10 protein-coding genes are annotated in these 14,028 nt (G+C 63.0%); 4 read left to right on the top strand and 6 right to left on the bottom strand.

Annotated features, from left to right (window positions below):
- Positions 1-26 precede the first annotated feature (26 nt).
- The 3 genes from M8523_RS01210 to M8523_RS01200 form a co-directional block, all read right to left on the bottom strand.
- The gene (locus tag M8523_RS01210) at positions 27-1,037 is read right to left on the bottom strand and encodes a PQQ-dependent catabolism-associated beta-propeller protein (RefSeq protein WP_282582994.1); all 1,011 of its coding nucleotides are present in this window, start codon (positions 1,035-1,037) and stop codon (positions 27-29) included.
- The gene (locus M8523_RS01205) at positions 1,027-1,374 is read right to left on the bottom strand and encodes a hypothetical protein (protein ID WP_282582993.1); all 348 of its coding nucleotides are present in this window, start codon (positions 1,372-1,374) and stop codon (positions 1,027-1,029) included. Before M8523_RS01205 ends, M8523_RS01210 begins: the two co-directional genes overlap by 11 nt.
- A gap of 73 nt (positions 1,375-1,447) precedes the next feature.
- Positions 1,448-2,401, bottom strand: a complete 954-nt coding sequence (locus M8523_RS01200) for an alpha/beta fold hydrolase (protein ID WP_282582992.1) — start codon at positions 2,399-2,401, stop codon at positions 1,448-1,450.
- A gap of 73 nt (positions 2,402-2,474) precedes the next feature.
- Between M8523_RS01200 and M8523_RS01195 the strand changes: the two genes are divergently transcribed.
- From M8523_RS01195 to pedC, 4 genes are all read left to right on the top strand, one after another.
- Entirely contained in the window at positions 2,475-3,500 is a 1,026-nt protein-coding gene (locus M8523_RS01195) for an ankyrin repeat domain-containing protein (protein ID WP_282582991.1), read from the top strand.
- Positions 3,501-3,585: 85 nt separating this feature from the next.
- A complete protein-coding gene (locus M8523_RS01190) occupies positions 3,586-4,833 on the top strand; it encodes an ABC transporter substrate-binding protein (RefSeq protein ID WP_282582990.1) in 1,248 nt (415 codons plus the stop codon).
- Positions 4,830-5,600 (top strand): ATP-binding cassette domain-containing protein, encoded by a 771-nt coding sequence (locus M8523_RS01185; protein ID WP_282582989.1) that lies wholly within the window; start codon positions 4,830-4,832, stop codon positions 5,598-5,600. Before M8523_RS01190 ends, M8523_RS01185 begins: the two co-directional genes overlap by 4 nt.
- Entirely contained in the window at positions 5,597-6,403 is an 807-nt protein-coding gene (gene pedC / locus M8523_RS01180; protein WP_282582988.1) for a lanthanide ABC transporter permease protein PedC, read from the top strand. The genes M8523_RS01185 and pedC overlap by 4 nt, the downstream gene beginning before the upstream one ends.
- Before the next feature lie 103 nt (positions 6,404-6,506).
- Here the strand turns inward: pedC and M8523_RS01175 are convergent, their stop codons facing one another.
- From M8523_RS01175 to M8523_RS01165, 3 genes are all read right to left on the bottom strand, one after another.
- Positions 6,507-7,250, bottom strand: coding sequence for a hypothetical protein (locus tag M8523_RS01175; RefSeq protein WP_282582987.1), 744 nt, complete (start codon positions 7,248-7,250; stop codon positions 6,507-6,509).
- A 151-nt stretch (positions 7,251-7,401) separates the two neighbouring features.
- On the bottom strand, positions 7,402-9,222 hold the full coding sequence (locus tag M8523_RS01170) for a methyl-accepting chemotaxis protein (protein ID WP_282582986.1): 1,821 nt from the start codon (positions 9,220-9,222) through the stop codon (positions 7,402-7,404).
- Positions 9,223-9,583: 361 nt separating this feature from the next.
- Positions 9,584-13,957 (bottom strand): PAS domain S-box protein, encoded by a 4,374-nt coding sequence (locus M8523_RS01165; protein WP_282582985.1) that lies wholly within the window; start codon positions 13,955-13,957, stop codon positions 9,584-9,586.
- Between the last annotated feature and the right edge of the window lie 71 nt (positions 13,958-14,028).

Here is a 14,028-nt window from a genome sequence, read left to right as displayed (position 1 = left end):
CCGAGCCCAGAGAACGCCCGGAGTTCCTAATCGTCGACGAGGATCGCGTAGGGGATCACACCCACCGGCACAGCCTTGGTGAGGCGGCCCTTCTCGGTATCGATGATCGCAACATCGTCGGACAAGCCGTTGGCGACATAGAGCTTTTTGTCGTCCTTGGTGAGGCGGAGACCCCAGGGTCGTTTGCCGACGAGGATGTAGTCGATGGGCTTCCGGGTCGCGACATCCACGACGGCCACACGGTCCGCGCGCCCCAGAGCCACATAGGCTTTGCGGCCGTCCCGCGTGATCGCGATATCCACCGGCGTAATCTGGTCTTTCTGCAGGCCGGGCACCTCGAAGGTGACGCTCCCGGTAACCGCCAGGGTGCCGACGTCGATTGTCTCGAGGATCCCGGCGATCTCGTCGGAGACCCACACCGTCTTGCCGTCCGGCGTCAGAGCCAGCCGGCGCGGCCTCGTCGCGGTGAGGATCTCCTTCACCACCTTCTGGGTCGCGACATCGATCACCTGCACGAGGTTCGCGGCCTCCGAGGCCACGAAGACATATTTGCCGTCCGGTGTCGCCAGAACACCCTCGGGCTCTTCGCCGACAGGAAAATGGCCTGTCACCTCGCCGGTCTCGATATTGATGACCGTCGCCTCCGCATCGTCCTCGTTCGAGATGTAGAGATCATGGCCGTTCGGGTGCAGGTCGAAAGCTTCCGGGTCCGGCACGTCGCGGAAGCGTTTGACGAGTTTGTGCGACCCGACATCGTAGATCGCGATCGTGTTGTCGCCGCCGCAGGCCACGATGAAACGCATGTGATCCGGCGTGAACTTCATGCCTCGCGGACGGCCGCAGCTCTTGAAGGAGCCGGCGGCATTATCATTGGCGTCGAGGATGAAGATCTCGCTCGACCGCTCGTTGGACACGAATTTCAACCCCGTGTCCTTCGCGCCCGCAGCGTTCACGGCGCCAAGCAGCAACACGCCCGTGGCGGCAAGCCGGACGATCCATCCGACGGCCAGAGGAAACGCCGGCCGGTCATTTCGCACAGTCGACCAGCTCCTTCTGATGCACCGAGAAGGTCGCGTTGGCCTTCACCTCGACGGCCTTGGCGTAGCACACGCGGCCCGAGACATCCTTCATCCGGACATCATAGCGGCCAGGCGTCACGCCCGTGACCGCCACATCCTCATCGAAATCAACCGTGCCGTCCTTGTCGTTCGCACATTGATTGGCCCCGAAATTCTTGGTGCCCGCCGGCGCGAGCGCCACCTCGGACAAGGTCTCTCCCGTCAGGTTCCAAAACCGCATGCCCTTTTTGGTCGCCGCCAAGGCCCCGCCCTGGAGCAACAGAATCAAGCATCCGACTTCAATTACGCGCTTCATCGATTCGGTCCCACATCCCACGTCCTTACCGGACCATGGCGGCCGATCCCGGACAAGGCCTAAAGCCGAGCCTTCACAAAGGCCGGGCCGCAACCACTTCGCGAACCACATCCTCGATGGCCGTGACGACCGCGGCCGGTCGATCAAGGGGTATTTCGTGGCCGCTTCCCTCCACAATCGTGAGGGTGGAGGCGCCGAAGCGCTTGGCAAGATCCGCCTGCATGGCCCGCCATGCCGCTTCCATGCGTCCATCCGGATAGGGCACGTCCCATTCACGATTGCCGTGGACGAGAACCCGGATTGGCCGAAGCGGACGCGGCTCGGCGTCGACGTCATGGGCGATCTGCAGCATCGCGCTCATCTCACGCACCACGAAAACGCGCGTCTTGCCGGAACGCGCCAGGGAGATGGCCACGGCCTGCAGCGGCTCCGGGAGCCCATAGGCCGCAGCGGCGGCCGGCGTGTGCCCCAGCACGCCATGAGGATCCGTCGGAACGTCGACCCCGGCTTCGGTGAATCGTGCGAACTGATCCGGGTGCATCGAATCGACCAGAACCAAGCCGGCGATTTCTCCCGGATAACGCGCGAGATAGTTTTGACTGAGCAGACCGCCGAACGAGTGACCGACGAGGATGAAGGGGGTCGAAATTTTGGCCGCAACCGCGGCCAGATGCAGTTCCTCCGCCATATTCGCGGCGTTTCGTGGACGTGCCGTGCGGCCGCTCCAGCCGGCCCCTGCGCGATCATAGGCGCAGATCCGATGCGTCGGTGCGACACGGGCCTGAACATAGGTCCAATCGAGAGAATTGCCCCCAAGCCCAGCTTCCAGCATCACGGCAGGCGCGCCGCTGCCCATGCAATTCACATGGATGGTGGTATCGGCGACCGGGTAGAGGATGCCCGGCGGCTGCGACACATCCTGGGCCGCGCCAAAGCCCGTTCCGCAGAGCATCAGCACGATGCCGCAGAGAACCCCAAGGCCCGATGCCCGGGGCGGGGACGCCCCGAGACTGGACAGGACCGGCATGCTCGGTCCATCGTCGCCGTCATTGCACGAAGGAGATCGCCGGTTCATGAGCGTGCCGAGCGGAAGAACAGCGATGAACATGGCAGGTATGGGGTTGTGTGTCGAACGCAAGGCGCGCCCGTGCGGTCCAGCGGCGTCCAGTATCGCCGCCTCGATGCTGACGCCCAAATCTATTGCCCGTTTGAGACGCTCAGGCCTCATCTGGATCGCGACCGTTGCGCTTCTCTGCCCACTGGCCAGCGCTGCGGTTGCGGCGGACAGCACGTGTGACGCGCTTACGGCGCAATATGAAGCCCGCCATGCGACTCTGGAGGCGCCCCAGGTCAGCGCCGCCCTGTTCTCCGCCGCCGAGAATGGATGCGACACGTTGACGGCGCGGTTGCTCGACGCGGGCGCCTCGACGGCTGCACGGGACCGGACAGGCGGCACAGCCCTGACCCATGCGGCGCGCGCCGGCCATGACAAGGTGGTCGAGCTTCTCCTGGGCCATGGTGCCGACATCGACGAACGCACCGTGGAAGGCGCGACGCCGCTCTATGCCGCCGCCGAGAAGGACCGTCTGAAGGCCGCCCGCGCGCTGGTGGCGCATGGTGCCAATGTCAGCCTTCCGGGCCGGGCCGGCGTTCCGCCACTTTCTGCCGCCGCCTATAACGGCGATCTCGCGATGGTCAATCTCCTGCTTGACCACGGGGCCGATCCGGCAACGCCGGATGCCAGCGGCAAGGTCGCGGTGCTCTATGCGGCCGCACGCGGGTTCGTGCCGGTGGTGACCCGCCTTCTGGCGACAGGGGTCGGGGTCAATGCGGTCTATGCCAACAAGTTGACGTTGCTGATGTGGGCCGCAGGCTACGCCAACGACGTGCCGGTCGACGACGGCGTCAAGCTCGTATCTCTGCTGCTCGACAAAGGAGCGACGATCGACGCCAAAGACGATCGGGGCCGAACCCCGCTGATGATCGCCGCCGAACTTGGACATGACGAGGTCGTCGATCTGTTGTTGCAGCGTGGCGCCGCGCGGGATGCACACGACGGAGCGGGCAAGACGGCGGCCGACCTCGCACCGAGCGAGGAATTGAAGGCGAAGCTCGCTGCACGCTGATCCCACCGCGCGGGGCCACCCCTTGCTACGGCCGACGTGGATGTGTTCGACGCCGTTCCAGCTGTCCAACCCGAAAGAGCCGATAATGAAGCCGATGCTGCGTGCGGACCGACCCCTCGTGTGCGTCAAGGTGTCCTGGTGCATGGTCTTGGCGGCCGTCCTCGCCGGGATCGCGCCATCACCCGCCTCGGCCCAGCAATCCGGAGCCGCACAACGCGATATCCGCATCGAATATCTCTCACGCGAGGGCGATGCCGCCTATGCGGAGGTCGCATCGGACGATGGGGTCTACCGGGCACCTCCGCCCGAACCTTTTGCGGGCGCCGAGCTTGCGATCCGTGACACGCGCGCCACCGCGCATGCCGTCGGTGCAACGATCAAGCTGGAGCGGCATGTTTTGGCTCCCGACGCGGATGCGGTGGCGGCTGCGCGTCAGGCGGCGGACGGCGATGCCGCCGCCCTGATCGTGGATCTTCCGCTCGCCGACCTCGAAGCGATCGGCAAGGCGCTGCCCCCCAACGGCCCGCCCGTGTTCAACATCCGGCATCCCGAAACGGATCTTCGCGCCGAACTCTGTGGGACGAATGTCTTCCACGTCCTGCCAAGTACCGCCATGCTCACCGACGCGCTGGCGCAATTCCTGGTCAAGAAAAACTGGAAACAGACGCTTGTCCTCGTGGGGCCCTTGCCGGCGGATAAGACGCTGGCCGACAGTTTCGCCGCATCCGCCAAGAAGTTCGGCGCCAGGATCTCGGATACCAAATCCTTCGTGTTCGGCAACGATCCCCGCCAGCGCGATCAGACCAACGTCGCGCTGATGACCGCCTCGTCACGGGACTACGATGCCCTCTTCCTCGCCGACACGACACGCGATTTCGGGCGCTTCGTGCCCTACCAGCAGTCCCGGCCGCGCCCGGTCGTGGGCACCGAAGGGCTGCAGGCGTCGGCCTGGGATGCGATCGCGGAACGCTATGGCGCGCCGCAGGTCAACCACCGCTTCGAACGCACGGCGCATCGACCGATGACGGATGGCGACTGGGCCGCCTGGGTGGCGGTGCGCTCCGTCGTCGAGGCGATCACGCGTGGCAAGGCCAAGACAGGCGCCGAAATCGCCGCGGCTCTCGTCGGCCCCGATGTCGCGATCGACGTCAGCAAGGGAGTCGAGGGATCCTACCGGCGGTGGGATCACCAGTTCCGGCAGAGCATCATGCTGACATCGGGCGATGCGGTGGTCGAATATGCGCCCTTCGAGGGCTTCCTGCATCCTGGCACGACACTCGACACGCTGGGGGTCGACGAGGGTGAAAGCCCTTGCAAGACACCCGTCCAGTGAGCCAGCCTGCCATTACACGTTCCGGGGCAGCCCTCGATGTGAGGGGACTCAGCAAGTCCTACGGACGCATCAAGGCGTTGGACGATGTCTCCTTCGCGGCGGAACGCGGCTCGGTCACGGCTCTTCTGGGGCTTAACGGGGCGGGAAAAACGACCCTGTTCCAGATCCTCACAGGCTTGTTCGTCGCCGATCGCGGCACGGTTCAGGTTCTCGGCGAGGATTTCGCCGCAAGGCCGACGGCAGCCTTGGCGTCCATGGGTCTGGTCTTCCAGCAACAGGTGCTCGATCTCGACCTCACGGTGATGCACAATTTGGCTTTCTATGCCGGCCTGCACGGCCTGCGCGGGAGCGTGGCGCGAGACGCCATCGCTAGCTGTCTCGGCCAGCTCGGCCTGGGGGACCTCGGGCCGCGCCAGGTCCGCGAACTCTCGGGCGGAACGCGACGCAAGATCGAGATCGCCCGCGCCCTGCTCACCACCCCCGAGATCCTGTTGCTCGACGAACCAAGTTCGGGGCTCGACACCGGCAGCCGCCGCGCGCTCGTGGCGGATCTGTTCACACTCGCCCGCGAACGCGACATCGCCGTGCTCTGGGCGACCCATCTCGTGCAGGAGATCGAGGAGGCCTCGAAAGTCATTGTCCTCCATCGCGGTCGGATCGTGGCGGAGGGATCGCCTTCCGACCTGATGGCGCGCTCGGGCAGCCTCACACTCGAAGCCGCCTTTCTGTCCGTCGCACGGACCGGGCAGGAAGGCGCTGCCGCGTGACGCCCTGGTTCTCGGCCCTGTCGGCCATCATCTGGCGGGAGTTCCTGCGATTTCGCTTCCAGACAAGCCGGCTCGTCTCGGCGATCGTGCGACCGACGCTCTGGCTCGTGGTGTTTTCCGCCGGGTTCCAGAACATCCTCGGCGTGTCCATCACGCCCCCCTATGAGACCTATGTCACCTACGACGTCTACATGCTGCCCGGCCTGATCGGCATGGTTCTGTTGTTCCAGGGGATGCAATCATCGCTGGCGCTGGTCTTCGACCGCGAGGCCGGCATGCTGCGGCTTTTGCTGACGGCGCCGGTACCGCGCTGGTTCGTTCTGCTGGCCAAACTTCTGGCGAGCGCGCTGCTCGGCGTGACCCAGGCCTATGTGTTCCTGTTGATCGCCTTCCTGTTTCAGGTCGACATCCCGCCGCTCGCGCCCGCGACACTGCTTCCGGCGCTGTTCCTCTCCAGTTTCACACTCGCGGCGCTCGGACTTCTCCTCACCGTCTACGTGCGCCGGATGGAGAATTTCGCGGGGACCATGAATTTCGTGATCTTTCCCGCGTTTTTCTTCTCGACGGCTCTCTATCCGGCTTGGAAAGTCCAGGAGAGCGGCGCGACCTGGATTGTCTGGCTCATCAGGATCAATCCCTTCGCCTACGTGGTCGAACTGTTGCGCTTCTCCACCTACGGGACGCTCAATCCGCTCGCGCTCGCGGTCACGATCGTGGCAGGCGCCGTGGCGTTTCTTCTGGCCGCCTGGGGCTATGACCCACAGAGGGGCATGCTCGGCCGCAAGGCTAGAGACGAAGGGTAGGAACCAGCGACGTCCTTCAGGCAATCGGCAACAAAGCTTTTATCTTGAGAGCGCCCGAAGCCATTGCTCCGGGCGCGGATCGCATAAGAGACCAGGACTGCGATCAGGCAGCGGCCTTGAGCGGCGAACCGCGTCGGTTCACGCCGTAGCTGAACCCCGCGAGGGCGATCAAGGCAGCGCCGAACATCGGTGCCGCCGCCGGAAGCGGGACAGTGGAGATGCTCGAACCCGTCGTCACCGTGATGGCATTGACGAACCCGGCTGCGGCCTCTCCCTGAGCAGTGGCCTTGTCGTCCTCGAAGAAGTGCAGCGTGCTCGTGTTCGAGAACAGATACGTCTTGGACACCGAGTCGTCGTATGTCAGGATCCCTGTTCCGTCCAACGTAACGGTAACGATGCCGGCCGACGAACGCGCCAGGGTCACATCGGCCAATCTGCCGTTTTCGGTCGACCCAGAGGTCGAAGTGCCAGACCCATTCGGATACAGTTCGATGTTTCCAAACCGCGAATAGAGACCGGAGTCAGATGTCAAATCGGCGAAATCGATGATCTTGCGATAGCCATTGCCTCGCGCAGTCACATTGTCGTTGAAAAAGTAGCTGAGGTCGATGCTGTAGGACGAAAAGGCCGGCCCGCCAACGTTGCTCAACGTCAATCCTTGGTTCGGTCCGAACGAATATCCCGTCGCGCCCAACGTCCCTCCGTCGGCCGTCAGATCTGGGCCGCCGGTGCTGCTGCTCAGAGACGAGTTGAGGTCGTAGGTGTAGGTCGATGCCGAAGCCGCCGTTGAAATCGAGAACGTCACCAGCGCATAGACCCACGGCTGAATTCCAAATAACGCCTGCATGATCGTCCTCCGTGCATGAACTGCCGCGCAGCTTGCATGCGGAGGAAACGGTCGAAATGCACTGTCCAAATGGATAGTGCGTTTGAAAGATTGATGTTTTCGGCCTGCCGAAGTGTTGCGCCTCCGACGCACATGCGGTCTATCGCGCCGCCTATGCGGCTTTCCGCAGTGCGGGTCGGGCCACCTCGGCCTGACGGTGATCGAGCGTGAAACGCGCCACCGACGAGGCCAGGCTTTCACTCAATGACTGGAGGCCATGGCTCGCGGCAGCCGACTTGTCGACCATGTCTGCATTCTGTCGCGTGATCTTCTCCATTTGAGCGATCGTTGCGACGACCCGATCGAGGCCCTCGGCCTGATCCTTGGCGGACGCCGCGATATCGATGACGGTCGTGTTGATGTCGGCCACTTGCTCGATGATCCGCTCGAGCACGCGGCCGGTTTCGCCGACCAGTTCAACGCCCTGATCGACCCGATGAGACGAAGCCGCGATGAGGGTTTTGATCTGCTTGGCGGCATCGGCGGACCGCTGGGCCAGCGCGCGGACCTCCGACGCCACCACCGCAAATCCCCGCCCCGCTTCTCCGGCGCGTGCCGCTTCCACGCCGGCGTTCAGCGCCAGGAGGTTGGTCTGAAAAGCAATGTCATTGATCACGCCGATGATCTGATCGATCTGACGGGCGGACTGCTCGATGCCGCTCATGGCCTCGACCGCTTGGCGAACGACCTCACCTGAACTCTCGGCACTCGCCTTGGCTTTTGCAACGATCTCACGCGCATGCGACGCGCCTTCGGATGTCTTTCGGACCGTCGCGAAAATCTCCTGGACCGACCTTGTCGTCGTTTCGAGGCTTTCACTCTGCGCTTCGGTGCGGCGCGCGAGATCATCGGCCGACGAGGAGATCTCGTCCGTCACCTCAAGGATGGCGCCACTGTCGGCCGCAACCGCCGACAAGGCCTGCTGCAACTTCGCACCGGCGGCGTTGAAATCCGACCGCAGGGCTTCGTAGGTCGCGTGAAACGGGTTAGTCAGACGAAACGCAAGGTTCCCCTTGGAGAGTTGCGCGAGGCCGGTCGCAATGGCCTCGGTGGCCTCCTTCTGCCATCGGACTTCTTCGGCCCGCAAAGCTTCCGCCTGCTGACGCGCATGCTCGACGGCGGTTCGTGCTTCGGTGGCTTGCCGCGCAAGTTGAACCTTTTCGACGGCGGCCTGCTGAAAACCGAGCATCGCCCTGGCCATGGCCCCGATGTCGTCGGAACGCGATGCCCAAGGCATCGGCACCGAGGGGTCGCCCGCCGCCAAAGCCCCCATGGCGCCGACGATCCGGTTGAGCGGCGAGAACAACCGTCGTCCAATCAGGTAGGTCGCACCGCCCAAAACGATCGTGACCAGTCCGCTCAAGAGAAGCAAAGAGGTCTCGATCTGCGACGTACTGCTCATGAACACGTCTTTGGGAATCCCGACGTAGAGCACGCCGATGACCTTACCGGCGGCATCGCGCAAAGGATCATAGGCCGTAAAATACGACACACCGAGAATCTCGGCTTCCCCGCGAAAGGCTTTTCCGTTGCCCAGGACAGCATCGTAGACCGGGCCTTTGGCGAGCTTCGTGCCGACCGCGCGAGTCCCGTCCGCCTTCACGACATTGGTTGTGACCCGTGTGTCGCCCATGAACAGGGTCGCGGTTCCTCCGACAAGTTGCTTGATCCGATCGACGGGGTCGATGAGCCCATTGAGCCGTGTTTGATCGGCCCAGAGAACCCCGTCCTGAACGCGCAACTCCTTGCCATATTGATGCAGGATGTCCCAGGCAACCCGCATATTGGCCTCCTGGCGCTCGGCGGCGCGCGATCGCGCCTCGCGCTCAAGGGCCGTCGACGCCGATAGCCACGACGCCAATGCGGCGAGGATGAGAGACACTACGACCAGGATGGCGACTTTTCCAGACAGGTTCGCGCGGAACAACTTCATCACAGGAACCTCGATGGACTGGCCCTGCGCATATGTGCAAGAGCTCTCAGCAAATTGATAAGATTATTTTTCGACTCTACTGTGATAGGATCGCTCCTGCTTGGGTTGGCACCATCAAGGGATAGGCTCCGACCGGAAGCACGAGGTTTACGGGCACATTATAAAGTACGACTCTATGCCTACGGAAGTTATCGCGATGTAAACAGGCATGCAGAGATACGCGACCTTGGCGTCGAAAGGACAAAGAGCTTCGTTCGATCTTAATGGTTTACAATCATAGCTCCAACGCGGCACCGCACCTGAGCGCCGCATCACACGAGGCGCGCCGGATTCGCTCCTTCGCCACGGGATGCACCTGCGTTCAGGCTTTGGCGGCGTAGCTGCAATTCGCCACCATGGCCGCAGCTCGACCGGCGAGATCCCGCATTTCGTTCATACCGCTTGGCTTTCGGCCTGCCCTGAGATCGCGTTCGACCCCAAGGCACAGGTCGGATAGCCGCTTGAAGCCGAGTTGTCCCGAAATGCTCCCCAGCATATGGGCATGCTGAGCGACCTCGACCTCGTTTGCTTCCGCGATCAGGGCCATTCGCACCGGCAGTTCGGAAACGAAGAGGTCAAGGAGGTGGTCGAGCCGCTCAGTACCGATCGCCCCTGCCAGTTCATCGAGAACCGCACGGTCAAATTCGCTTGGATAGATCGGATCCTGGCCCGCGTCGACCTCCGTGCGCTCCTGAAGCAGCCGATCGATCGTGGTGAAAAGATCCGCCCAGACGACGGGTTTGGCCATATGGGCGTCCATGCCGGCTTCGAGGCACATGGCCGCGTCCTCGACCATCGCATTGGCGGTCAGCCCGACGATCGGCACACGGGGCCGAGCCGCAACGGCCTCATGCTGACGGATCGCGGTCGTTGCCTTGATCCCGTCCATGACCGGCATCTGCATGTCCATGAGAACGAGATCGAACTTGGATCCAGACCGCACCGCGTCGACGGCCTCGGCGCCGTTCGACACGATCTCCACCTGATGACCACGTGCCGTCAGCATGGCGCTGATGATCTCAGCGTTCATGGCATGATCCTCCGCGAGCAGAAGGCGACTGCTCGCGACATGCGACGGGCGGCCACCGACCACAGCGCGGCTGCTCGAGATGTGGACATGCGGGTCGAGCGGAACTTCGAACCAGAAGCGCGAACCGCCTTCGGGCATGCTATCGGCCCCGATACGGCCTTTCATCAGCTCGATCAGCTTCTTGCAGATCGCGAGCCCAAGCCCGGTGCCGCCGTATCGACGGGTCATCGAAGTGTCGGCCTGGGTAAAACGGTCAAAGAGTTGTGCGGCCCGGTCGGGAGGAATGCCGATGCCGGTGTCCGTCACATCGATCCGGACCATGCCGGTGTCGAAGGCATAACCGACCTCAACCGTGATCGTGCCGCGCTCTGTAAATTTGACCGCGTTGGTCAGGAGGTTCAGCAGGATCTGCCGCAGTCGCGTCGGATCGCCGGTGAGGCGTCGAGGCACGGCCGGGTGAAGATCGATCCGAATTTCGAGTGGCTTGCCCTTGATGTCCTTGACGGCCAGATCGCGGCAGCTTCCAACCAAGTCATCGAGATCGAAGGGCACACGCTCCAATATAAGTTGGCCGGCCTCGATCTTGCTGAAATCTAGCACATCGTTGACGATGGCGAGCAGCGATGTTCCGGCATCGCTGGCAAGGCCGACGAGTCGCCGCTGCCCGTCGTTCAGGCTGGGATCCTGACGCAGCAAATCGTGCACCCCAAGAATGCCGGTGAGCGGCGTCCGGAGCTCGTGGCTCATGTTGGCGACAAAATCCGCCTTGACGCGCGACGCCTGCTCGGCTGCCGCTTTGGCTCGCTCCAGGTGCCGGGCCGCGCGCTGGCGCTCCGTCACATCCCGCAGCGAACAGATGATCGACGCCGCAGCATTGGTGACCTCGTCCCGGATCAGATTGAGGCCGGCTTCGACCCAAAGCCAATGCCCTGCCTTATGGCGCATCCGATAGGTCGTGAGAGCCCTGTCGCCTGAAACATCGCCGGCGACGAGGCGCGCCGCAAGGGCGCGGATATCCGCCGCGTCTTCCGGGTGGATCGCGTCGGACGGGCGCAACCCGAGCATTTCCTCCGGCTCGTAGCCGAGCACATGACGACAGGCGGGCGAGACATATTGCCGCCGCATCGAGAGATCGAGCTGGGTGATGACGTCAGAGGTCGTCTCAGCAAGGACGCGATATCGCGTTTCGCTGGCCCGCATCGCTTCGTCGGCGAGCTTTCGATCCATGATATTGCGAACCGCGCCCACGAAGCCGGCCGGCTTGCCCTCCTGATCAAGAAGCACCTGCAAGGACGCTTCGACCCAGATCCACTGTCCTTGTTTGTGACGTAGCCGGTTGACGTTAACGGCCTGCGCGACGCGCCCCGAGGAGAGATCGGCGAACACCTGCCGCAGTTGGGGCGCATCCTCCGGATGGATCATGTCATGCGGGTTGGTATTGTTCAGTTCATCGGGATCATAGCCCAGCAAGTTGCGTGATCCGGGCGACACGAACAACCGTCGACCGTCCAGATCCATATGGGTGATCATGTCTGTGGTGTTGTCGGCCAGCAGACGATATCGAGCCTCGTTTTCCATGGCCGCGAGCTCGGCCCGCCGCAGATCGGTGACGTCCATGATGATGCCGAAGAGTGCGATCATCATGCCCGCGGAGTCGACCTCGCACATGCCCCGTGCCAAAACATGGCGTGTTTCCCCATCCGGCCGAATGATCCGCGCCCGAAACTCGTAGTTCTGGGATTGGTTTATGGCCGATGCGACGCATCGCTCGACGGAGGCCTGATCATCCGGGTGGTACATCGCAATGGCGGCTTCGACCGTGGGGATGAAAATGGCCGGCTGTGCCCCATGGATGCGATAGACTTCCTCCGACCACCTCAGGGTGTTGCTGGAGATCTCGTGACGCCAATGCCCCATCTGGGCGATCTCTTCGGCAAGCCGAAGCAGGCGGTTGGCCTCCTTGAGGCGCGCCTGTAGGGCTTCGCGTTCCGCGACGTCCCGGACTTGCGAAACGATCTCAAACGGCTGGCCGGAGGCGGCATCGCGCATGAGGCGGAATTGGACATCAACCCACACCCAGTGCCCGGCTTTGTGATGGACGCGGTGGACACTGCGGGCTCGATCTTGTTCACCTGACGTCATGCCCCGCAGGAGTTCACTGACACCTTGACCGTCGTCGGGATGGATGAAATCGAGCGGATGCGTTCCGAGCATCTCGTCCGGCTCGCGTCCGAAGATCTCTCGAGCGGCCGGTGAGACATACCGGCGCAATCCTGAGAGGTTGAGCAGTTGGATCATGTCGGGAGAGGCATCGGCCAGGGATCGGAAGCGGCCCTCACTATCCGCCAGAGCCTGTTCGGCCTGGCGGCGCACGGTAATATCGCGGGCCGACTCCAGCACGCTGCCATCGCGGGTCCGGCGAAACACCACCTCGATCCAGATGAAATAGCCTCCTTTGTGGCGAACCCGATGCTGGCTGGTCAGCACGGGATTCTCGGGCGTGAGGGATTGGAACTCGGCCTGAACGCGGACGAGATCATCCGGATGGACAAAGACCTCGGTCGGCATCGAGATCATCTCTTCGGGGTCCCATCCGACCATCGCGCGCGACGAAGGCGAGCAATAGGCGAGAGCGGCGTCGAAGCTTGGCTTCAAAATGATCAGGTCATAGGAATTCTCAGCGAGAAGCCGATATTGACGGTCCGTCTCACGCGACGCGGCATGGTAGATTCGGATCCGGCGCCGATGTATTTCGATGCCAAAGCCAAGGACGGCAAACGCCAGGGCGGCTCCGCCGACGACGATGGACTGAACGATCGCGTCCTGGCGCCAATCGGCGAGAACATCGTCGACCGACACCCCCGTGGCAACGACCAGCGGAAGCTCGTCGATGTGTTCGAAAGCAAAGAGCCTGTCGATGCCATCCCAAGGCGAGCGGGAGCGGTTTAGGCCGGATCGGTTCTTGAAGAGTTCAGCTGCGGCGGCCTGAGGAGCGGAGGGATCGCTTTTCGTGTTGTTCGGAATAGCAGGATAGCGAAGCAGGAGATGACCGTCGTCCATCCAAAGCGAAATGGCGCTATGCGTGCTTGTTTTGAGGCTTTGGTAAAACTGCTCCAAATATTCAGGCGCGAGCGTCGCCACCACAATGCCGCGAAACGATCCGTCCGGCGCATTGATCCGGCGCGACAATGGAATGCTGACCTTGCCGCTGGCGCGTCCTACGATGGGCTGGTCGACATGAAGTGCCCGGTCCGGATGAGTCTGGTGCCATTGAAAGTAGACCCGGTCGGCACTGTCGACCGGACGGTGCGGCGCGTCGGAGTCGTTGATCCACACGCCTTCGGCATCGGTCTGTACGAGGTTACGCACCTGGCCCAGCATCTCAGCCCGGCGCTTCAGGTAGTCCGCCGATCCGGGACTCCCCAACGGATCCTCGGCCCGGTCGACCGCTTCCACGAGCGCCAGATCCACAGCTTCGATCGTTCGACCGGCATGCTGCGCGAGGGATCTACACAGACTCTGCAGGTTCTGTTCGGCATCGCGCAGGATCGCTTCACGCGTGCGGTGGATCTGCCAGCCGCCGACACCAAGGATGATCACGGCAGCTAAAAGTGCGACAGCAGCGGACAGGCCGAGGGGCCATGACGGGAGAGTCTTGCGTTCCATGCCCACCGCTTCAGACCGGGTCGGTCATCCACTGATCAGCCTGCAATAGATTGCATTTACGTGAATTGCCG

Source organism: Lichenifustis flavocetrariae (assembly GCF_026130545.1).
GTDB lineage: Bacteria > Pseudomonadota > Alphaproteobacteria > Rhizobiales > Beijerinckiaceae > Lichenihabitans > Lichenihabitans flavocetrariae.
Note: the sequence above shows the minus strand (reverse complement) of the source record. Positions and strands in the feature narration are given on the sequence as shown.